Origin of the sequence: Pseudoalteromonas obscura (genome assembly GCF_030135505.1) — a bacterium.
Taxonomy (GTDB): domain Bacteria; phylum Pseudomonadota; class Gammaproteobacteria; order Enterobacterales; family Alteromonadaceae; genus Pseudoalteromonas; species Pseudoalteromonas obscura.
The window spans coordinates 702,678-727,670 of the sequence record NZ_JASJUT010000001.1; the positions used below are offsets into that span (position 1 = coordinate 702,678).

A 24,993-nucleotide genomic window follows, 5' to 3' on the forward strand; every position below is an offset into this window, starting at 1 on the left:
CAAGCCTTTAAAAGTAGATTAAATACTAAAACTCCTTAAAAAGTGCTGAATAAGCCACTGATTAAATTGCAAACTAATAATCTTGTCTTATACAAATTAGATTTATTCCTCCATTTTGCTTTCATAATTATGTATCACTATTCGACATAATTAGAGGTAAACTCACTTGGAATAGATATGCAGCACACACTAGATAAGGAAAATTTCCAATCATTTGGTGTCGTTTGTGAACAAATAAATAACAATAAAAACCAAAAAAGTACTAAAAACACAAAAAGTGCTGAACTCACAGCCATTTTGCCGTCTAGTCTTGGTTGTGCCAGTTTTCGCAAGGACTATGGACTAAAATATGCCTACTTAGCTGGAGGTATGTATCGTGGTATTGCATCTAAAGAGCTGGTGATTGCCCTTGCTAACGCAGGGTTGATGGGATTTTTGGGGACTGGCGGTAGAAACACAAAAGACATTGAACATGACATTGTTCATATTCAACAAGTACTTACTGAAGACCAAGCTTATGGCATGAATTTGGTCGCCAATTTGGACTCGCCAGATACTGAACTTGCCACTGTTGAGCTGTACTTAAAATACGGTATTCGCTGCATTGAAGCAGCGGCATTTATCCGCATCACACCAGCACTTGTATTATATCGCCTTCAAGGCCTGTACCAAGACGCGCAAGGCATTGTGCGCTCTAGTAACAAAGTGATTGCCAAGCTCTCTCGCCCTGAGGTTGCCAGTCAGTTTTTAAGCCCGGCGCCCATGCAGATCGTGCAACAACTGCTCGAAGCGCACAAGATAACGTCTGAACAAGCACAATTAAGCCAATTCCTGTTTATGTGTGATGACATTTGTGTCGAGGCTGACTCGGGAGGCCATACTGACAGAGGTTTACCAGCAGTGCTGCTCCCTGCAATACAAAGTCTGCGCAACCAAAAAGTTACAGAACATGGTTTTGCTCATGTGCCTCGCGTCGGCCTTGGGGGTGGGATTGGTACGCCTAGTTCAGCAGCTGCAGCATTTATGATGGGCGCTGATTTTATTCTTACCGGTTCGATTAATCAATGCACCGTTGAAGCTGGCACGTCAGACACAGTTAAGAGCATGCTGCAACACATCAATGTGCAGGATACTGATTACGCTCCAGCGGGCGATATGTTTGAATCGGGTGCCAAGGTACAGGTACTTAAAAAAGGCGTATTTTTTGCGGCTCGTGCTAACAAGCTCTTTCAACTGTATCAGCAGTATGACTCACTCGACGTTTTGCCCGACAAGCTCAAAACCCAGCTACAAGACAAGTATTTCAGCATGAGCTTTGATGCCATTTGGCAACAAACCAAAGCGCATTTACTGACAACAGGCCGTCCTGAAGATGCAACGCGAGCAGAGCAAGACAGCAAGTACAAAATGGCGCGGGTGTTTCGCTGGTACTTTGCCCACAGCATGAAGCTGGCCTTCAGTGGTGATGAACAAGCACGTGTGAACTTTCAGGTACATACCGGCCCCGCCCTCGGTGCTTTTAACCAATGGGTGAAAGGTACAGAGCTGGAATCATGGCAAAACCGTCACGTTGACAAAATTGCCGACAAACTGATGTGCGACACCGCTGAATTGATGAATGCCAAGATTCAACAACTGCTGGCAGCTAACCTCGCTTACAAATAAAAAACGGAGTAGATATGAAAACATACATATTTCCGGGACAAGGATCACAATACGTCGGCATGGGCAAAAAGCTATTTGCTGAGTTTCCAAACTATGCCGAGCAAGCCAGTGACTTACTTGGCTACTCAATTAGCGAGCTGTGCCTAGCAGATCCCAACAAGCAACTTAATCACACTCAATTTACTCAACCTGCACTCTACACTGTCAGTGCCCTCGCCTTTTTACAGCAGCAGAAAAAACAGGATACAGCGGACTATTTAGCAGGTCACAGTCTGGGGGAATACGCAGCATTATTTGCCGCAGGTGCTATCAGTTTTGAAAGTGGATTAAAGTTAGTACAAAAGCGCGGTGAGCTCATGAGCAAAGCAGCTCCCGGCGCCATGGCCGCTGTGCTTAATGTCAGTGAATATGACTTAAATAACGCACTGACAGACAACAACTTAAATACCATTGATATTGCCAACTTGAATGCACCTGAGCAAATTGTGATATCAGGCCTTGCCGAAGACATCGATCAAAGCCAACGCTGTATTGAACAATTAGGGGGACGATTTATCAAACTCAATACCAGTGGCGCTTTTCACTCCCGTTATATGGCCCAGGCCAAAGCTGAGTTTGCTGACTTTATTCAAGCTGTTGAGTTTGCTCCCATGCATACACCAGTCATTGCCAATGTGACCGCAACACCGTACCAAGCCTCCAATATTCCAAAGCTTTTAATTGACCAAATAACCCAACCTGTACAGTGGACAAAAAGCATCGAGTTTTTGCTCTCACAAGGAGATATGTGCTTTTTGGAGCTTGGCCCAAAAAAGGTCCTGACCAAACTTGTACAAACCATTGAGCAAAACTTTGCCAAAACCCCACAACTCAGCACAGTAACAAATTCTATAGGCAATCAAGCAGTTGTTACACCGCAACAACAAGTGACACACTGGAATAACACTTACCCGATTGAAACTGAGGTGTTTGTAAAAGGCCAAGCAACCCCATGTAAAACGCGCTCTCAAGCCATCTTACAGTTTGGTCATCGCCCTACAATTTATTTGCACGATTACAGCGGATACTTCCACTTAAATGACGTAAGCCCGGTAGCGACAAGCGCTCACATAGCAACAACGGCTTAAAACAGCATGAATAAATACACTGGCCAGAAAAAGGCCATCAACAGAATAAACATTAACAATACTTTTGGACCAAAGCGATGAAATATTACATTGGCTTAGCAACCTCATTTCACGATCCTGCAATTGCGATCGTTAACGAAAAAGGCGAACTGATTTTCGCTGAAGACGCGGAGCGCTTTTTAGGCTACAAGCGCGGCTTATACTGCCTACCAGACAATCCATACTACATTGAGGAAGTGCTTAAAACCCACTGCGCTGACTGTACTGAGTTAGTGATTGCCAAAACATGGAGCAAGGGCCGCGAAAAAAGCACCAATATTTTAGAAAATGTGGTTTTAAGTATTTTAGAAACTTTCTCATTTAATATCGACGTCAACACTCGCGATATAAAAGATCAGTTCTACTTTGCTCGCGCTTCTCAAGCTGCGGCGGGTAGAACCCTGTCACGCTTTTTTGAAGCTGGTTGCCGTAACTTTATTGTCGGCAACTACAGGACCAAAAAGCCAACCGATGTCCGCTATCACGATCACCATTTAACTCATGCGGCCAACGCGTGTTTTAACAGCCCATATGATGATGCAGCGTGTATAGTGGTTGACGGCATGGGCGAAAAAAGCAGTATTGCCTATTACAGCTATAAAAACGGCCAAATAAAGCCAGCTCCTATCAAGGTAAAACGCTCTTTCAAGAGCCTTGGACTGTTTTACACCATTATCTGTGAAAACCTTGGTTTTGACCCGCTAAAGGGAGAAGAGTGGAAAGTGATGGGTCTTGCCCCATACGGTAAAAAAGACCAAAAGGTCTATGACTTACTACGCTCATCACTGCAAGTTAAAAACGGTAACTTTGCCGTGCCTAAAAACCTCAACGCCATCATGAAAGAAATCAAAAGCATGGCAAGAGAGCCTGGTGAATCAGTTGAGCGTTATAAAGACTTTGCATACACAGGGCAGCTGGTATTTGGCGAAATCTTCATGGATTTAATCAATGCTGCATATGACTATGCGCCATCTAAAAACCTCACTATTTCAGGTGGTTGCGCGCTGAATTCATCATTTATGGGCACAGCCCTCGAGCGCTCAAAGTTTGAAAATATCTTTGTGCCATCAGCGCCAGCTGACAACGGCAATGCCATTGGCGCAGCGTTTTTGAGCTATCAACAAGACAACCCAAACTGGCAACCGAGTAAAACTGTGCAGTCTCCATACACAGGCTCCACGGTCAAACAAAAGTCGCTGCAAAAACTGGCGCAGTACGGCCATTTAAAAGCCACTGATTATGGTGATGAGGTCTACAAAAAAACCGCTGAATTTTTAGCCGAAGGTAAAATTATCGGTTGGGCACAGGGGCGAGCAGAGTTTGGCCCTCGCTCTTTGGGTAACCGCTCAATCCTCGCAAACCCATGTTTGCCGGATATGAAAGACACCATCAACGCCCGCGTTAAGTTCCGGGAAGAGTTCAGGCCTTTTGCACCTTCCATCTTGCATGAATACGGCGATGAGTACTTTGAAAACTACCAAGAATCTCCTTACATGGAACGTACCTTGGTGTTTAAAGAAGCTGTGCGAGACAAAGTCCCAGCTGTGGTGCACGTTGATAACACGGGTCGTTTGCAGTCAGTGAAAAAAGAATGGAACGAACCCTACTACAACTTGATCAGCAGCTTTAAAGAGATCACAGGCGTGCCTGTGCTACTCAATACCAGCTTCAACATCATGGGTAAGCCCATTGTGCACTCTGTAGAAGACATGCTCGCTGTGTTCTTGATGTCAGGTATTGATGTGTTGGTGATTAACAACACCATCTACGAGAAAAACTAGCAATACGCGCCCTAAATCGGAATTGATTTGGGGCGACCGCCAAGGTGGGCGGTCACTTTATAAGTTACATATCCGTTTTACTGAGACAAACCATGAAAAACAAACCAGATACTATGGCCAGCAAGCAATCAAACGCTCAACAAGATATTGCCATTGTCGGAATATCGCTGCGCTTTCCCGGTGCAAACAGCAAAGAGCAGTTTTGGCACAACTTAGCAAACAAAGTAAGTAGTATCACAGAGATCCCAGCTTCGCGCTGGCGATGGCAAGATGACTTTGATCCAACTCCGAAAAAAGACGAACAAAAAATTGTCAGTAAATGGGGTGGATTCATTGATGATATTGACGGTTTTGATGCCGGATTTTTTGCCATTTCGCCTAAAGAAGCGCAAAGTATGGATCCACAACAACGCCTGAGTATGGAGCTGGCGTGGCAATGTTTTGAAGATGCGGGTTTGTCTCCAAGCACCTTCAAAAACACCAAAACGGGTGTGTACTTAGGTTGCAGTAATACAGATTATCAAGAACTTGCCACAGGCAATATCGACCCGCATTTTTTAACGGGCATGTCTACTGGGGTCTTTGCTAATCGCATCTCCCACTATTTTAATTTCCAGGGACCTAGCGAGACCGTCGATACCGCCTGTTCATCGTCATTAGTTGCACTACACAAAGCCATGAACGACTTTAATGCCGGTGAAATCAACGCCGCTCTGGTCGGTGGCGTTAACTTGCTTATCACCAAAAGTCGCTATGTGTCATTCAGCAAGCTTGGGGTTTTATCGCCAAACGGACGCTGCAAAACCCTCGATGCCGACGCCGATGGTTATGTGCGTGGCGAAGGCGTCGGTATGGTGCTTCTTATGCCATTAGAGCGCGCTTTAAAAGAAAACCTCACAGTTTATGGTGTAGTTAAAGGCAGTAGCGTTGGTCATTCAGGTCACACCAATACCCTCACCTCACCCAGTCCATTTTCTCAATCTAGAGTGATCCAAGAAGCCATCGACAATGCAGGAATTCACAGTGATGATTTATCATACATCGAACTACATGGCACTGGCACTCGACTCGGCGATCCAATCGAGATTCAAGGCTTAAAACGCGCTTTTCGTGCAACAAAATCTAAAAATGCCGCCAGTGACAACACCTGCTACCTCAGCACAGTAAAAACCAACATCGGTCACTTGGAGTCCGCAGCGGGAATAGCGGGCATCATCAAGGTATTATTGAGCTTTAAATATCAGCAAGTGCCGCCGCTGCAAAACTTTGCGACTTTAAACCCAAAGATCTCTCTCGATAAATCGCCATTTCAATTGGCCACTGACTGCATGCCAATTGACCAAACTACCCCACTTGTTGGTATCTCGTCATTCGGCTTTGCCGGGGTCAATGCCCATGTCATATTGCAATCACTACCTAAAAGAGTGACTCATTCAATCAAGCTCAATGCCCCTGTTGCCATTGTGTTGTCGGCTAAAAAACCACACGATTTGCTTGAACGCGCCAAACAGCTAAGTGCTTTTATTACCGCACAAAACTTACAAAACGATGTGCTGGCCGACTTGGCATTTACCTTACAGGTCGGCCGTGAGAACATGACTCACCGCCTTGCCTTTACAGCTAATTCCATCGCTGAAGTAACCAAACAGCTCAACCTATTTGTCGCAGGTAACGAGGCAAATTGGCAACAAGGTAAAACAGATAAGGACAAAGCCAACGCCTGTATTGAAGCAAACAATAAAAACCTCGCTGACGTGCTAAGTCAATGGCTCACTGGTGTCGATGTCAATTGGACAACGCTTTATCAAAACGCTTTGCCAAATAGACTTGCCCTGCCCGGCTACCCATTTAACCCTAAGCCGTACTGGATAGAATCAAAAAAAGAAGAGACAAAAGCAACGCTGTTGCACCCGCTTGTGCATAAAGCTCTGCCAGCTTTTGATGAGCTACTCTTTAGCTCAACTTTTAGTGGAGACGAGTTCTTTTTAGCTGACCACCAAATAAATGGTGAGCGAATATTACCCGGGGTCTGCACCTTAGAAATGGTCCATGCAGCAATCTCGCTGTCTCATGATTTAGATGAGTCGCACAGCATTCAAATAGAAAACGTCAAATGGCTGCGCCCGATCAACCTCACTTTAGCAACAACAAAAGAACAAAGAACCGTTTATCTATCGCTTTGGGAAGCTGACAATAGAATTCAATTTGAAGTATGGCAAAAGCAAGATGGCACACAGCTAGCGTGTGCTTCTGGAGAGGTTTGCATCTCGCAGCGAGCTGTGCCTAACGCCTGGTTTGAACAAGCCCCCCTATCTGATAGTGAGTTTTCCCCCTCTGATATCTACACAACGTTTAAAAACATGGGGATAGAATATGGCCCAAGCTTTCAGGGACTTCAGCAATTAAGCAAACAAGGCACGACAGTAATGGCCAAAGTCAGAGTGCCGGAATCTTGTTGTCTAGGTTTTAGCCTGACTCCCGCTATAATGGATGCCGCATTGCAGTCGCTACTCTTATTCGCTGAGCAGCGAAACGCGGCACTGCCGTTTGCCACAGAGCAAGTCAGTTATTACAACGCCAGTCAATTAAGCCAAGTACAGCACAATGAAATATGGGTAAAAGCCACGCAATTAAATACAAACGCAGATAGTACACAAAGGTTTGACCTCGATATTTTCGCCCCAGATGGCAGTTTATTGGTTCGCATTGAAGGCTTTTCTACCCGTGATATGCCAATAAACGCGTTAAAACCGAGCCAACAAAACGAACAAACGCTATTGACGTTGACGCCATGCTGGCAAGCCATAACGCCTGATTTTTCGCAGTCGTTTGAAACGCGCTCGCTCTACTTTGGTCCGCAAGCATTAAAACCAGACTGGCTAGAAGCGTGCACTGACGCCTCCATTGACCAGCTACTTTGGATTGCAAAAGATGAATACGCCCAACCGCTAAGCTTGTTTAGGCAGTTAAAGCTTTTGCTTGCACAAGGGTTTGCCAACAAGCCGTTATCAATCACCTTGGTGACAGAAAATACTCAAGCAGTTTTTGGCCAAAATGATCGAAGTGCTCGCGAAGGAGCTGGCCTGATAGGCCTATTGCAAAGTGTCTCGCAAGAAAACCAAAACTGGACTGTGCGTATCATAGATGCTGAGCAGCTAACCGCCATTCCCCCTGCATTCACAGCGCTACCTACTGGCTTGTACGCGCATCGCGGCGCTCAATACTTTGCCTTTGAACTCGCCGAACATACCTATCTAGATCATGCGCCAAACGCCAACATGGCCTACCAACACCAAGGTACTTATCTAGTCCTTGGCGGCGCAGGCGGTCTTGGTCAAGTGTGGAGTGAGTGGATGATAAAACACCACGATGCGCAGATTATTTGGCTTGGCCGCCGAGAAATAAACACAGACATTCAAAGCGATATCGACCGCCTAGCCCAACTTGGAAAAGCCCCTGTTTACATACAGTGTGATGCCAGTGATAAAGCCGCGATGGAAAATGCATTTGCAGACATCACCCGCCAATACGGCAACTTAAATGGTGTCGTACATTCTATTTTACATTTGGAAGATCAAGCGCTGGCAAACATGGATGAAGCGCAGTTGCACCGCAGCTATCACGCCAAACAACAAACTGGTGAAGTGGCCCTTGAAGTATTTAGCCAAGCGGATTTAGATTTTTTCTTGTTCTTTTCTTCGATGCAATCGTTTTCTCCTGCTGCTGGGCAAAGTAATTATGCCGCTGGATGTGTCTATCTGGATGCCTTAGCACGCACTTACCAGCACAAATGCCCGGTTAAAATCATCAACTGGGGCTATTGGGGCTCAGTTGGCGTGGTACAAGATGAATATTACCAAAAGAAAATGCGCGCCATTGGCATTGGCTCAATAGAAGCCAAACAAGGCATGCAAGCACTTGCAACTTTTATGAACTCAAACCTAGTGCAAGCTGGCATATTGAAAGTAACACAAGCCGCCTTCACTGACGCCTTTAAGTTACAAAGTTTTAGTGCACAAGGCATGCCGTGTGCACTTGAACAACAAGATTCCCAGCATCAACTGCCCGCGCAAGGCAACAAAGCCGATGTCGATTTAAAGCAGCTTTGCAGCGCACTCAACAAAGCCGGTTGGCAGCGTCCCGAAAAGCGTGAAAAAGCACTCGCGGCACTACCTGATTATTTCAGTAAATGGTGGAGCGAAACTGCGCGTTATTTAGAAGCTGAGCAACTACTACAAAACGGTTTTATCCAAGATGTTGACGTTGCGCCAATATCAGATCCCTCTGCAAACTTGCTAGACAGCTGCTTAGCCAGTTTACCCGCCATTTTAAATGGTGATATTAAAGCCACAGATGCAGTTTTCCCCAATGCTTCCATGGCCTTAGTCGAAGCGGTTTATCAAAACAACCCTGTTGCTGACTATGCAAACGCGGTCCTTATTGAGCAGCTTCAAGCATATCTTACGCAGAGCAATGCAAAGTCAGTACGTTTGTTAGAAATTGGTGCGGGCACTGGTGGTACGACTCGATCTGTATTACCTGCTGTTGCGAAATGGCAAGTTGCAGAGTACGCCTATACCGATTTATCAAAAGCATTCTTTAATCATGCCAAAGCTCAGTACCAAACTGATTACCCGTTTATTGACACCAAATACCTCGACATCAGTAAACCACTTGCTGCTCAAAACATTGAGATAGGCCAATATGATGTGGTGATTGCCACCAATGTGTTACATGCCACTGCTGATATAAAAAACACCCTGCAAAATGCCAAAGCCAGTTTGAAACAGGGCGGCATTTTGCTCATCAACGAAGTGGTAAAAAAATCCTTATTTACCCACCTCACATTCGGCTTATTGGAAGGATGGTGGCTAAGCCAAGATTCGCACATGCGTTTATCTGGTTCACCTATGTTATCAATTGAGACTTGGCAACAAGCGCTAAACGAATCAGGGTTCAGTACTGTATTTGCTGCGGCAGACCCCACAAGCCAACAGCAAGTATTTTGCGCTCAAAGCAATGGTTATATTTTACAAAAAAGCATGCCAAAGCGAGGGGAAAATACACAGAACAAAGACAGTGTCAAAACAACAAAATCACCCAATATGACCAGTAAGACAACAACGCAAAATCAGCAACAGGCGACAAATTCCAACGCAGACCTATCCAAGCTTTCTGAGTGTGTACAAAATGCGCTCTTTGACATTGCCAGCAATGCATTAGACATGCCGCCCAATGAATTAGATGCTGAAGAGTCGTTCGCAGACTACGGCGTGGATTCGATTTTGGCCATTCAAATGCTTGATGAGATCAATGCAAAGTTTGGCCTAAACTTGCCTGCTACCTTGTTATTTGACTACCCATCTATTGAGACACTCAGCGCTTATATCCTATTAGAACACAGTGATAAAGCCATGACACTGCTACCAGCCCAAAGCCCTGTTGAATCAAATATATCAGCCAAAAACATTGAACAACCGGCAAACACAGACAACGTTCAAAGTTTGCGTAAGCATCGAGCTCACACTAAAGCCTCGCAACCTGCCGATGATGAGAGCAAACCAGTAGAGATTCCCGCCAATGACGGTAAGATAGCCATTGTTGGTATGAGCGGCCAATTCGGTGATGCAGATAACCTCGATGAATTTTGGGCAATGCTGGCTGAAAAAAGAACTTCAGTCAAAGCACAAACACGCTGGGACCTGACTGGACTCAATGACAATCAGCAAAGCTGGAGCAAATACGCCAGTTTACTTAATGACATCAGCACCTTTGATGCGCCGTTTTTCTCCATCACGCCGCAAGAAGCCATGTACATGGACCCGCAGCAAAGACTATTTTTGCAAGAGGCCTACAAGGCATTAGAAGACGCCAATATGGTCACTCAGGTTGCTGGGCAAAATGTTGGCGTATATTTGGGGTGTGCACAAAGCGATTATGCAGGTTTGGCTGAAGACGATGCGCCGGCGCAAATTTTTTGGGGTAATGCAGGTTCTGTCATCCCAGCTCGCGTTTCTTACTTTTTGAATTTAAAAGGCCCTGCCCTTGCCATAGACACTGCATGTTCTTCGTCTTTGGTTGCCATTCACAGTGCGTGTCAGGCATTGAACAACAATGAGATCAGCAGTGCGCTCGTTGGCGGTGTTGCGACCTTATGCACCCCCAAATTCTCGCTTCATGCAGGTAAAGCAGGCATGCTTAGCCCAGATGGCACTTGCTACACCTTTGACGATCGCGCCAATGGCTTTGTGCCAGGGGAAGGCGCAGGCGTATTAGTGCTGAAAAAACTGGAAGACGCTGAACGTGATGGCGACCACATTTACGGCGTAATTTTGGGCTCTGCCACCAATCAAGATGGCACCACCAGCGGGATCACAGCGCCCAGTTCCTTGTCACAAGAGCAGCTACACGGCGATATTTATACCCGTTTTGATATTGCACCCGATTCAATTCAAATGATCGAAGCTCATGGCACAGGCACTAAACTTGGCGACCCCATTGAGTTTCAAGCACTGACTCGCGCATTTAGAGCGCATACCAGCAACACCGAGTTTTGTGCGTTGGGCTCAGTCAAAACCAACATCGGCCACTGCCTTACCGCTGCGGGTGTTGCTGGCGTGATCAAAGCGCTACTTGCCATGAAGCACCGTACAATCCCAGCTTCACTGCACTTTGAACAAGGTAATAGCCATATTAACTGGCAAGGCACGCCGTTTTTTGTCAATCAAGAGGCCATTGCATGGCAGACCGACAATCAGCAAAAACGTCGTGCAGCAGTTAGTTCATTTGGCTTTAGTGGTACCAATGCCCATGTTGTACTTGAAGAGTATCAACCCCAGCCCACTCAGCAACAAAGTGTAGAATTGCGTCCTGTGATCATTGCGCTTAGCGCCAAAAGCACCGACGCACTTAAAGACAAAGCACTCGCATTGCAATCATGGATAGTAGATAAAAATGTACAAGAAAGTGCACTGGAAAGTTTAGCCTTCACGCTGCAAAGCGCCCGTGAAGAAATGGACCACCGAATGGCGTTTACAGCAAATTCACTTTTGGATGTGAGCTCAATGTTGTCGCGCTTTTTAGACCATGCGCGCGGCCAATACAAACAAGGTGAAGTTAAACAAGGTAAAGAGATCTTAAGTGCCTTGGATAGCAGCGACTTCGCCCGTTGGATAGAGCAAGGCGACTTAGATAAGTTACTTGCCCTTTGGGTAGTCGGCGCGAATATTGACTGGCCGTTATTGTATGCAAATAGAACACCTGCACTTTTACGTTTGCCAACATACCCGTTTGCTAAAACGCCATTTTGGCTCCCAGAAAAAAGTACCAATAAGCCTGTTCAAAAACCAGCACTAAAAAGCCCTGAATACAATAATTTTGAGCTCAGTGCTGCGCCCGATGTAAATGGACACAGCGCTCATGTTCGGAGCACTCTAGCTTTTGAACCTGTGCCACAAATGCGAAACATACAGACAGCACAAGCACCGTCTGCGCTACTTCACTACACCGCAAATTGGGTGGACAAGCCGTTAACCTCTACTGAATCTGCCACTTATCATCGCCAAGTTGTACTGCTTGGTCATGACTTACCAGAGATATATTCGGTATCAAGCACGCGCCTTAGTTGCACGACGGCAAACATCCAAGAACAACTAGCAGCCTATACAAATGGTCTTATCGGCTACTTTAAGCAACTTGAAGTACAGCAAGGCACCATCACTAAAAAGACACCGAGCAAGTTACTTGTTCAAGTTGTTGTAAAAGACCAAACCCAGCTTTTATCTGCGCTAAATGGTGTACTTAAAACAGCAGCCATCGAATACAGTAATATTGAGACTCAGCTAATTGCTGTAGATGATACAAATAATTTTGAACACCTTGTTGAGGATGAAGCAAAAAAACAAGACTCCTGTATACGCTACCAACAGGGGCAGCGACAGGTTTTAACCTTTGACTTGCAAGCTTATCAGCACGTTGACACCTCTACACTGCCTTGGAAAGAAAATGGTGTGTACGTGATAACGGGCGGCCTTGGCCAGCTTGGTCAAACCTTTGCCAAAGAAATCATTCAACATACTGCCAATGCGAAAATTGTGTTTGTTGGCCGTCGTGCACATAGCGATGCGATTCAGTCGCGCCTTGACGCATTAAGTGAAGAATCTTCGAGGTTAAGCTATGTGTCTTTGGATATTGCCAACCATGATGACGTCAACGCGCTTTTTGCAAACCTCACTGCCAGACACGGCAGCATTACAGGTATTATTCACAGTGCTGGTGTGATCAAAGACCAGCTGATCAGCAATAAAACACCACTGGAAGTCGCACAGGTGTTTGCACCTAAAGTGGCAGGCTTAATTGCATTGGATGAAGCAAGTAAAGCATGCGATTTAGACTTTTTTGCCTGTTTCTCTTCCATTGCCGGTGTTTTTGGCAATATGGGACAGGCAGATTATGCATGTGCCAACGCCTTTATGGACCGCTTTATGGCAAATCGACAGACGCAAGCAGTGCAAGGCGCACGCAGCGGTTTAAGCCTCTCTATTAATTGGCCGCTATGGTCAGACGGTGGTATGCAGGTTGACTCATTAACCGTCTCTATTTTGCAATCTCAAGGCATTGAGGTCATGCCAAATGAAATAGGCATCGACGCGTTCTATCGCATATTTACGTTGCAGAACATCCCTACTCAGCACTGTTTTTTATATGGCGATACAAGCAAATTAACAGAGCTTTGGTATAACCCTAACGGCACAGCTCAGAGCCACGATACCAATCCTGTTCAGGGTGAGAAAAACCACGCCCAAATCCGTGACTACGTTAAGTCAATTATTACCGACATCACTAAAATCGATGTGAAAGACTTAGACGAAGAGGTTGATTTTAAAGACATGGGCTTTGATTCCATCATGCTGATGTCGGTGGTACAAAGGCTAGAATCTGATGCATTTTTGGCTGTTGAATCCTTGCCACCAGCACTGCTTTTCGAGATAAGCACCATCAATGACCTATGTGACTATTTAGCTGCACACCAAATACCCACGCATGTGGACCAACTTACGGCTCAAAGTACACCTACAAGTACACCTTTAAATGCGCCATTTCCGCTGTCAAAAGCCCAGCAAGGTCTGTGGCTATTGCACAAACAAGATCCACAGCTAAGCACTTACCATGTACCAATGGTTTTTGAAGTCAATGACTTGAATGTGGATTGCATGCAGGCTGCGCTCAACTGGCTCAGCCAAAAACATCCAATTTTGTCGGTGCAGCTTTCTGAAATCGAAGGCTTACCAAGGCAACAAATCACTGGGCATGCGCCTAAACTGATGCAAAACCACACGCCTGTGGCGTCAAAATCAGCCTTAATCGATTTAATCCAAGCAGACATCAAGCAACCATTTGCGCTAACGCAAACGCATTCAACACAAAACCCGCTGCTGTGGCGCGCATCACATTGGCAAATAAACAGCCAGCTTGATGTCGTGGTAATGGTGTTCCATCACCTCATCATCGACGGTGTCTCTGCTACCTTGTTGCTTGATCAATTGTGGCAAACTTACCATGCCCTTGTCGCCAACGAACCGCTTGAGCAACCGCAACCTGACACTGGTTTTTTCACTTATCTTGAGTGGGAAAAACAGATGCTTAACAGCGAACAAAGCACGCAGCTAAAGCACTATTGGCAAACACAATTGCAAGGAATTGAGCCTGAATTGTCACTGCCAGGCAAGCACAAAGAACAAAGCGCGACCAAACAAGCAAAACGTATTGAACTGCCAGTGAATAACAATCATGTGCAGCGTATTCAGCAATTTTGTAGCAGTAATAAGATAAACCCCGCCGGGTTTTTCTTATCGGTATTTCAAATACTTTTATGTGCCAACACACGCCGTACTGATATCACCCTAGGTGTACCGGTCCTGCACCGCCCAACCAGTGAAATGGCCAATGCCGTAGGTTTGTTTGTTAATCAATTACCACTGAGAGCCAAACTGGACAAGGCACAGCCATTTGCACACCTTGCCAGTCAAAATCAGCGTCAGTTAGGTGAATTGATAAAGCACAGCGGCTATCCATTTACAGACATCGTCCGCGCAACTGGCGCTAAACGCGTTATACACAGCCATCCAATTTTCCAAATTGGGTTTGCGTACCACAACTTCTTAAAACCAGATTGGATTGAGTCTAATCAAGATTTGGTGAACGCCATTTGGCCTGAATGCTTGCAAGAGCCTGAACTGGATTTAAGCCTTGAGGTCACGCCGCTTTCGGACACCTTTAAGATTGCTTTTAAATTTAACGCAGCAGTTTACCCTCATCATATAGTTGATACATTTGCCAAAGACTATTTGGCCCTATTTGATGATGTCATATTTGCAAACGGCCCAGTGCTAAGCAGCTTGCCTGTATTTACTCAGCACCAACCAATACCTGCCTCAGCGCATCAATCTACTGAGCAAACTCTAGTCGATTTATTTGAAGCACAAGCGACCCAGCATCCAGAGCGCACTGCCGTCTGTTTTGGTATGCAGTCTATCAGCTACAGCCAGCTCAATGATAAGGCAAACCAGTTCGCCCATACTTTACTCAACCACCCCGAATTTAAACATGGCGCTGAAAACCTGATTGCATTGTGTGCAAAACCATCGATTGAACTAATTGTCGCCATACTCGGTATTTTGAAATCAGGTGCTGCCTATGTACCACTCGATGCCAATTCACCAAAGGCGCGTATTAATCATATATTACAAGACGCCAACCCAAGTATTTTGGTCCTTGGCGCTGATCTGCCTGACGCGGGGGCTAGCCAGCACAATCAAGTGATTAACTTACAAACGGCCCTTGCTGGAAATACGCAAGTTGCCAATATCAATCGAGCATCGTCATCAAGCCTTGCTTATATCATTTACACATCAGGTTCTACAGGCAAACCAAAAGGCGTGTTAGTTGAGCATCACAACGTATCCAGCCTGTTCAATAACTCTCAGTCTAAATTTGGCTTTACTGAGCAAGACACTTGGTGTTTGTTCCACTCTTATGCATTTGATTTTTCGGTGTGGGAAATTTGGGGCGCGCTACTGCACGGTGGCAAGCTCTTGATCCCCGAAGAGCTTACTCGCAAAGAATCCGTGAGTTTTGCCAAGTTTGTCACCGATAACCAAGTGACAATTTTAAACCAAACCCCATCGGCGTTTTACCCTCTGATGGATATCTTGCTCGCAAGCCCACACAATGCGCTACGTAAAGTGATATTTGGCGGTGAGGCGTTAGATTTAAACAAACTGACACCCTGGTTTGAGCAGACACAACGTCAAGCTGAGCTTATCAACATGTATGGCATCACCGAAACCACTGTGCATGTGACTGAAGTCACCATAGATGCCAACATGGTGTATGGCGGAAAAACACGCAGTATCATAGGCCGTGCCCTACCCGGCTACGAAGTTTTGTTGTTGGATGAACAGTTAAATCCGGTTCAATCTGGACAAGTCGGTGAGATTTTTGTCTCTGGCTGCGGCATTACTCGAGGTTACCACAATCAGCCTACCCTAACTGATGAGCGGTTTATTACACATAGTTCAGGTAAACGTCTTTACCGCTCAGGAGATCTAGCTCGTTTAAATGAGTCTGGCTTACTAGAATACATGGGCCGAGCCGACGACCAAGTTCAGATCCGTGGTCACCGTATTGAGCTTGGTGAAGTGCAATGCGCGCTCAAATCACTTAGCTATATCACAGACGCATACGTTATTGCAGCACAAAAGCAGCTTGGTCAAGTGTTAGTTGCCTATATCATTGCACCAGATGCACCATCTACCGCAAAAATACGTTCAGATTTACTGACCAAGCTGCCAGATTACATGGTGCCAGCTTATTTCGTATTAGTACCTCACTATCCACTAACCGCAAATGGTAAAATTGATAAGCAAGCACTACTAACACAACTGCCTTTTAATCAAACACCAAAGACGGCTTTGTTGAATACACAAAGTGCCGCCAGTATCAATGCAACTCAGCCTAAGTTTGCTATACCTGTGGCACAACCAGAGCTCAAATCAGCCGTAACGCAGATCTGGCGACAAGTACTTGAGGTTGACCATATCGCCTCTGACGTACCATTCTTTGAAGCAGGTGGAGATTCACTGCTGGCCAATGTACTGACCGCAAAGTTTAAATCACAATTAAATGTGGAGTTCCCGCTGACGCAGATCTTTCAATCCAGCACCATAGAGGCTATGACTGATTTTATTGCACAAGCTCAATCGACAAATAGCCCAACAAGTTCTGCAATCATACGAGACAACGAGGTTACCAGTAGCGCACAAAATCAAGATGTGGCGCTGATCGGGCTGTCTTGTCAGTATCCAGACTCGCCTGATCATGCCACTTTTTGGCAAAATTTAGTCGAAGAACAAGATCTGCTAAAAAGACTCAGCGAGTCCAGCAAGCAAGGTGACGTCACATGGCTAGACTCATGGGTAGAAGGCCAAGATCAGTTTGATCCAGAGTTTTTCAATATCTCTGAAAAGAATGCCAAAGCCATGAGTTATTCACAGCGCCAGCTGTTAATGCACGCATGGAAAGCGATAGAAGATGCCGGCTACTGCGCCAAAAATATGCCAAATACCGGAGTTTATGTATCATCTTCAGGTGCTGACAATCCAGATCTGAATCTGCAAGACAAGTTTAAAGATGGGCAGTTTATTTTAAATGCACAAGATTATGTAGCTTCAACCATTAATCAACCAGGGACACTACCCACGACCATCTCTTACCACCTTGGCTTTACTGGCCCAAGCTTATTTGTGCATTCAAACTGCTCATCTTCCATGTCAGCCATCGCACTGGCATGCAGTGCGCTAAAGGCCGGTGAAATAGATTACGCCATTGTTGGCGCGGCTTGTTTATATCCGCAGCATTACACCGGATATGAATATGAAAAAGGGTTAAATTTTGCAGGTGATGCTCGCTGCAAAGTGTTTGACGAAAAAGCCGATGGCATGATTGGTGGCAGTGGCGTCTCTGTCATTGTGTTAAAACGTGCCGATGATGCTTTAAACGATGCAGACAACATCTATAGTGTGATCCGTGGCATTAAAATCAATAATGATGGTAAAGACAAAGCAGGCTTTTTCGCACCTGGTACCAAAGGCCAGATGCATGTCATTGAGCAAACGCTAAAAGCCGCCAAGGTGTCACCTGCATCAATCAGTTATGTTGAGGCCCATGGCACCGGCACCGCCCTTGGCGACCCAATCGAGTTTTCATCGTTACAGCAGGTGTATCAGCAGCACAGTAGTGACAAGCAGTTTTGTGGTCTAGGCGCGGTCAAGTCAAACCTTGGCCATACCGACACATTGGCAGGGTTAACTGGTTTTATTAAAACCTCGCTGGCGCTATATCACAAAAAAATACCAGCTTCTTTGCATTACAACACTGCTAATCCGCACATCGACATGAACAACTCTCCATTTTATGTCGTCGACCGAACAAAAGACTGGAATACGCCGCTACTACCGAGGCGTGCGGCAGTAAGCTCATTTGGCATTGGTGGCACCAATGCCCATGCAGTGTTAGAAGAAGCGGGTAAATCATTCGACCATGACATCGAAAGCCAGTTACAAAACAAGTCTTGTATCATCGTTTTGTCTGCACAAAATGAAGAGGTATTGACCAAACAAGTAAGTCAATTGCGCGACTACCTAACTGCAAACGACCTATCTCAGCAAGCATTGGTTAGGTTGGCTTACACATTGCAAACTGGCCGCACAGTTATGCCTGTGCGTACAGGGGTTGTTGTCAGCTCTATTGATGAACTGAAAACAAAACTCACCCAGTATTTGAATGCACCAACGTCGAGTCTTGCAAGCACAGTTCAAACACACTCCCTTGATTTGGCCGCAGCATTTAATCAAGGCGATTATCAGGGCATATTAACCACTTGGTTGGCATCAGGCTTTACTGGCTGGGACTTCATCTACCAAGGCGCCAAGCTTAAAAAGCTCAGCTTGCCCACCTACCCGTTTGCGTTAAGAACGATTGCTCTTGGCAATGTAAATACTGTGCGAGCACCAAATTTAGACGGCACAACAAAGTCTACAGGCGAAGCAGCGCTTAAAACCCCAGTTTGGATTGAAAAAGCCATAGCTCATCAAGAACAAGTATCACAACACCACGACGCAGAACATCACGTCGTTTTTTGCGACTTTCCAGCACACGTCACTGAACTACCTCATGCTCAGGTACACATGTTGCTATCTGAGCACTTTTCAACTGAGCAAAAAGTCTCGGACTGTGGTTTTCAGTTACTTCAAATTATTAAGGAAAATGTAGCCACTAAACGGCAAATAAAACTGCAATTAATTATTGCTGACAATGGCTCTGGCGATACGCTAGATAACTTATATACATGCTTCCACGCTCTCTTAAAAACCGCCAGCCTTGAGTGCAAAACACTGAAGACACAATTAGTTGTGTTAGATGACGCGGCAATTCAAAACAACCTTGCTACGATACTTCACGCAGAGCAAAGTGGCTTTGACGATAACTTTGTACGTTACACACAAGGTGTACGAGAAGTTTTAACATATCAAGCAATCGTACCTGCTGAACCGCAGATGCCGTTTAAAGCAGATGGCGTTTACCTTATAACTGGTGGGCTTGGTGGGGTTGGTCGCCATTTTATCAAAGCAATCAGTTCACAGCCTTTTAATAAAACCATCGTTATCACAGGTCGTAAACCGGAGAGTCACCCTGATGTGCAAAAGCAGTTAGCCCAACTAAAAGCCGCTAACACTCAATTGCATTATCAAAGTGTGGACGTTTCTCACAAAATGAACGTGCTCTTGATGGTGCGCGATATCCTTACCAAGCATGGTAAGCTCAGCGGCGTCATCCACGCTGCGGGCATTGTAAAAGACACGCTATTAAACAAAAAAGACCTAGCGAGCTTTACTCAAGTGCTCGCCCCTAAAGTGGGTGGCGTGGTCGCGTTGGACGAAGCCACCCAAGATCTCGCACTGGACTTTTTCGTTTGCTTTGCAGGACTGAGTGGCGTTAATGGTGCTCTCACGCAAATAGACTACGCCACTGCCAACGCCTTTTTGGACAGCTACATGCATCATCGCAGCGCACTGCAAAAGCGTGGAGAACGCCAAGGGTTGAGCGTTAGTATCGACTGGCCATATTGGCAAGATGGCGGCATGAAAATCAATCCTGATTTTGCAGATATACTCGCCCAAACAGGCTTCGCACCTATGCCGACAGAAACAGGGATTAATGCGTTTTATCACGCGCTTAAAAATCCACAAACACTCATTGAGTTTGCAAATGATGCGCTACCTGACACCACACAAAGCACACAAGATATTCGTCAGTTTAACAGTATTGACGCATTAACCACTGAGCTAAAATCAGGCCTTTCCGACCTCGCAGCTAATATTCTAGGTGTTAATGCCAAAGATCTTGATCCTGACACAGATCTGGGTGACTTTGGTGCAGACTCCATAGCCTTTATCACCTTTATCAATCAAATTAACGCCAAGTACCAACTGGCGCTGTCGCCAAGTGTGCTATTTATGCACTCCACTCTCAACAGTATATTGGCGCATATATTAGATGAACACAGTGATAAGCTAGTCAATAACCCATCCCAGAATACACAGTTCAAACCTGCACAAGCCGCTTGCCAGCCTGATGAAAGTGACGATCCCATCGCGATCGTCGGGATCAGCGCACAATTCCCACAAGCTGACAACATTGAACAGTTTTGGCAAAATCTTGCCAATCAAACAGACTGTGTCACCGAATTTGATTGGGCTGAATTAAATAGTGATACCCGCTCACAAAAACCTCTACCTAGTGATATTAATTGGCTTGGCCGCCTAGAACGCAATCAAAGTTTTGACCCGTTGTTTTTCAATATTGCACCCGCAGAGAGCGAGCGCATTAAGCTGCAAGAAAGCTTATTGATGTCCCATGTTTGGCAATGTATTGAGGATGCAGGCTACGACCCTAAATCACTGGCGGGCACCAATACCGGTTTATTCATAGGCTGTCAGGCGGGGTACCATGAAGGGTTAATCACCTCCTCAGCTTATGCGCCAAACCGAATGAGCTACTTCTTAGACTTTCACGGTCCAAGTGAAGGCGTCGATACAACTTGTTCATCGTCTTTAGTTGCCATACACAAAGCTGTGCAAGCAATTCAAAATGGCGAGTGCGACCAAGCAATCGTTGGGGGGGTCAATGTTATTGAGTCGCCGAGCGCCTCAATTGCCATGCATGACATTGGCGCGCTGTCACCAACGGGTCGTTGCCGTACTTTTTCGGCAAATGCCGATGGGATTGTTCGTGGTGAAGGTGTTGGCATGATCTTTATTAAAAGACTCACGCAGTCGGAACAAGATAAAGATCATATATATGCGACAATCTTAGGCTCTGCTATCAATCATGGTGGCAAGTCTCAGGGCTTTACAGTGCCAAATGCAAAGGCGCAAACTCGCTTGTTAGATAAAGCTTGGCAAGATGCAGGCATTGACCCAAGTACGCTGAGTTACGTTGAATGTCATGGCACGGGAACCACTCTTGGTGATCCGGTGGAGCTAGATGCACTAAAAGCCACTTATAAAAAAGTAAGTACAACAGCAAACAGTGCGCAAAGCTGTGCGCTCGGCTCTGTAAAAAGTAACATTGGCCACCTTGAGATTGCCGCAGGCATTGCCGGGGTAATTAAAGTGTTGCTACAACTTAAGCACCAAACCCTTGTGCCGTCATTGCATGTGGACGAATTGAACCCCTACTTGGAACTCGATAACTCACCATTTAAAGTACAAACAGAACTCACTCCCTGGCAAAGTGAACAGCCGCGCCGCGCCGGTGTAAGCTCTTTTGGCATAAGTGGCGTAAACGCCCATATCGTGATCGAAGAATACACAGCTAAGCCTATTCTCAATGCAAACGCATCGCCTAATGAGACAGCCATTGTACTTTCTGCGGTCAGTCAACCTGCGCTAGTAGCAAAGACAGAGGCGCTTAATGCGTACCTAGATCGACATTCCAATGTGTCTTTGGAGTCACTTGCATACACACTACAAGTGGGTAGGACAGCTCATAAATACCGCACAGGTTGGGTTGTGTCCTCTATCGAGTCTTTAAAACAAAAGCTGGATCACGCACTTACAAACGACGCTCTGGAGATCCAAAAAGTGCCCACTGCACAAGCACCAGTTATTGAAGATAAGGATGCCATAAACCTCAAGCAAAACCCCAGTGCGCTATTGCGCTTTTGGCTTCAAGGCCACACTATAAATTGGCCTGTACTTTATCAAGCAGCGGTGCAAAAAATCAGTCTGCCAACCACGCCGTTCGTAACAACTGAAAAGCCTTCTGCGTCTTGGCTACTACTTGAGAATGAATGGCAACCTGCACCTTTGGCCTGCCCATCAGATTGGCACGCTCAGATAACCCCAATGCTAGCTGGTAAAAAAGTGCTGATCGTCGCAAAAGACCTGCAAAGCGCTGCGCCACTGCAAGAAAAGCTCGCTGATTTAGATGTTAAAACAGTGAACTACGGTGCACTGAGCACATTAACACTTAACCAAGGTAACTTGCCAAACTTGGTATTTTTTATCGCTGAACCAACTGATATAAAAACAGCGCAGGTAAAACCCCTTTATGAGTTTATGCAAGCCATCTCAAAGCTTGATAAACATACCATGCAGCTGTTTTATACACTACCAGAGTGTTTGGCGAACACCCACTGCGAAGATATGAGCGCGCTACTGAGAAGCTACACCATGCGCAGCCCTGCACATGTGTGGAGCCTAGTTGAATTTGCTATTGAGGACAATAATTGGACTGATAAATTGCTGCAGGAGGTCATTTGTCCCAGCTTAAGCGGCGAAACCTCTCAACCAAATCAAGTTAAATACCAAGACCAAACTCGATTTGCCTTAACCCTGAACAAAGCGTCGATACCTTCAATTGCACCGACGCTAAGCGTTCCCAACTTCAAGCAAAATGGGGTGTATTTAATTGCAGGCGCACTTGGAGAACTTGGCATGGCACTGAGCAAGCAGTTATTAACTGAGTTTAATGCCACAGTTATTCTAATTGGCAGGCGCAGTGAACAGGAGTGTGCAGAAGCAATTGAGCAACTCAAAATTCTTAATCGAGGGCAAGTGCACTACCTCAGCGCTGATGTCACTTGTGAGCAAGACCTTACAATGGTTAAGCAGTTTATTGATACACGAGGTATCTCTCTCAATGGCGTTGTACACTTAGGCACCGCTTTTTCGCAAGATGAAACTTGCTGGGCCGACTTTGAACGAGCCATGCAGGTTAAAGTTCAAGGTTCGATAAACCTAGATAAAACATTCGCTGAGTCAAAACTCGATATGTTTGTGATGTTCTCATCTATGGCCGTATTTGGCAGCTTAAATCACTTGTCATATTCATATAGCAATGGCTTTCAGAATACCTTTGCACATACCCGCCAACAGCTGGTCAATGCAGGCCAAAGGCAGGGGAAAACTCTGGCCATTAATTGGGGCTATTGGCACTCCGATGATCCGGTAAAAAGCATCGAAAATCGCTTTGCCGAGAAAAAAGGCTACCAGCTGATTAACATGCCCGATGCTTTCGCATTGATGCAAAGCTTACTTAGCTCAGAAGCGACGAATATAGGTGCGTTGCTAAGTTCAGAACCAGAAAAAATTTATCACAATACTGCCCGCTTAATGGCTCGAAAAGCTGAGTTAACTCAATTGACTACAAACACAGAAGCAACTCAAATTGAAGTCGTCAAAGCATCAGACATACGGGCGGCTGTGATCCAAATCGTCAGTAATGTGATCGGCGTCTCTGCCGATGAGCTGGACCTAGATTGCGACCTGTACGACTATGGTTTTGACTCCATATCTTTGCTAAAAACGTTTCAACAATTAAAAGAAACCCTTAACTTCGAATTGCAAGCAGATGCATTTAAAAACATGAACACCATCGCTGCGTTCATCGATGACATTGAAAAGCTCTACATCGCTGAAGGTACTGGTAAAAAAAGCGATGCGAAACAGCAAAAACCTGACTTTATCTTAGACGCGGGCTTTGCCCCTACAGCAGACACCACTTCATTAGAAAAGGCCTATGAAGGCGCGGTTAGTGCTGTATTACTTACTGGTGCAACGGGCTTTTTAGGTAGTCATATCTTGCAGCAGTTACTGGATGAAACAGACGCCACTATCTACTGCATCGTTCGAGCCAATAACCTTGAGCAAGCAAAGCAACGTATCGCGCACTCAGCCCAAAATTATCGGCTTACACCGAATATGAAGCGCATCGTGCCTATGCTCGGTGACATGGAAAAACCACAACTCGGGCTGTCAGACAAAAACTGGCAACGTTTATGCTCTGAGGTGCAACATATCGTCCACACGGCATCTTATGTCAATCATATTCAGCCTTACTTTGCATTCAAAAAGTCGGTGGCGGGCACCAATCAATTGTTAGAAATGGCGACCACACTATCGCTTAAAATGCTCCACTTTGTATCGAGCACAACTGCCAGCACACAGGTAAAAAACTCCCACTTTTCAGTCAACCCTGTAGAGGACTTTATTGATATTAAAGATGCTGAGCTTATCTGTAGTGGTTACGGTCAATCTAAATGGGTGCAAGAAGAGAACATCCGTCAAGCCTCACAGCATGGAGTGCCTTACACTATTTACCGCTTTGCTCAAATTTCGGGATCGTCGCAAACGGGGATTGGCAACACTGATGATATTTTCCACCGTATTCTAAAAATGATGATGCGCACGCCAGTGCAGCCAGCTGATGTACCGTATTTGCTGGATATTATTCCGGTTGATAAAGCCGCAGCCGCAATTGTGCTCGGAATGGGTGATGAGCAAAAGCGCAATACTGTATTTCATGTAGCAAACAAAACCCCGCTGCCAGTAAGCGAGTTTTACGACTTGACCAAAGCGCACGACCTGAAGTTTGAACAAGGTGATAAACATGACTTCATTGCTTCGTGCAAACACTATATTGCACATGCAACAGAGGGTAATACCCAAGTCATTATGAACGGGCTACTCACTCAGCGCCCAGGTTATGATGAGTATTTATTCGAAACCTATCTAATGCCAATGTCGCCCTATGACAAAGACAACTATTTATCTCTAATAGAGAAATACCAGATTGGATTTGGTGAATGGAAAACCTTGTTTAATACCTATTTTAAACAGTGGCGACAAGATCCCCATTATCAAATAATTTGGTCAGAGGCAGCATCACAATCGAACTAAAGCCAAAGCTCAAAGCCGCTATTTTTCTAGGTAGCTTTGAGCTTTTGCCATAAATCAGCTAATGTGTTTTAAAACAAC

General features: G+C 45.5%; 4 protein-coding genes. All 4 read left to right on the forward strand.

Annotated features, from left to right (window positions below; translation table 11 throughout):
• The first annotated feature begins 177 nt into the window (after positions 1-177).
• The 4 genes from QNM18_RS03125 to QNM18_RS03140 all read left to right on the forward strand — a co-directional run bounded on the left by QNM18_RS03125 (position 178) and on the right by QNM18_RS03140 (position 24,915).
• Positions 178-1,665 (forward strand): PfaD family polyunsaturated fatty acid/polyketide biosynthesis protein, encoded by a 1,488-nt coding sequence (locus QNM18_RS03125; RefSeq protein WP_284136306.1) that lies wholly within the window; start codon positions 178-180, stop codon positions 1,663-1,665.
• A 14-nt stretch (positions 1,666-1,679) separates the two neighbouring features.
• On the forward strand, positions 1,680-2,792 hold the full coding sequence (gene fabD / locus QNM18_RS03130) for an ACP S-malonyltransferase (protein WP_284136307.1): 1,113 nt from the start codon (positions 1,680-1,682) through the stop codon (positions 2,790-2,792).
• A 77-nt stretch (positions 2,793-2,869) separates the two neighbouring features.
• On the forward strand, positions 2,870-4,612 hold the full coding sequence (locus tag QNM18_RS03135; RefSeq protein ID WP_023401145.1) for a carbamoyltransferase family protein: 1,743 nt from the start codon (positions 2,870-2,872) through the stop codon (positions 4,610-4,612).
• 92 nt (positions 4,613-4,704) lie between these two features.
• Positions 4,705-24,915 (forward strand): non-ribosomal peptide synthetase, encoded by a 20,211-nt coding sequence (locus QNM18_RS03140; RefSeq protein WP_284136308.1) that lies wholly within the window; start codon positions 4,705-4,707, stop codon positions 24,913-24,915.
• Positions 24,916-24,993 lie beyond the last annotated feature (78 nt).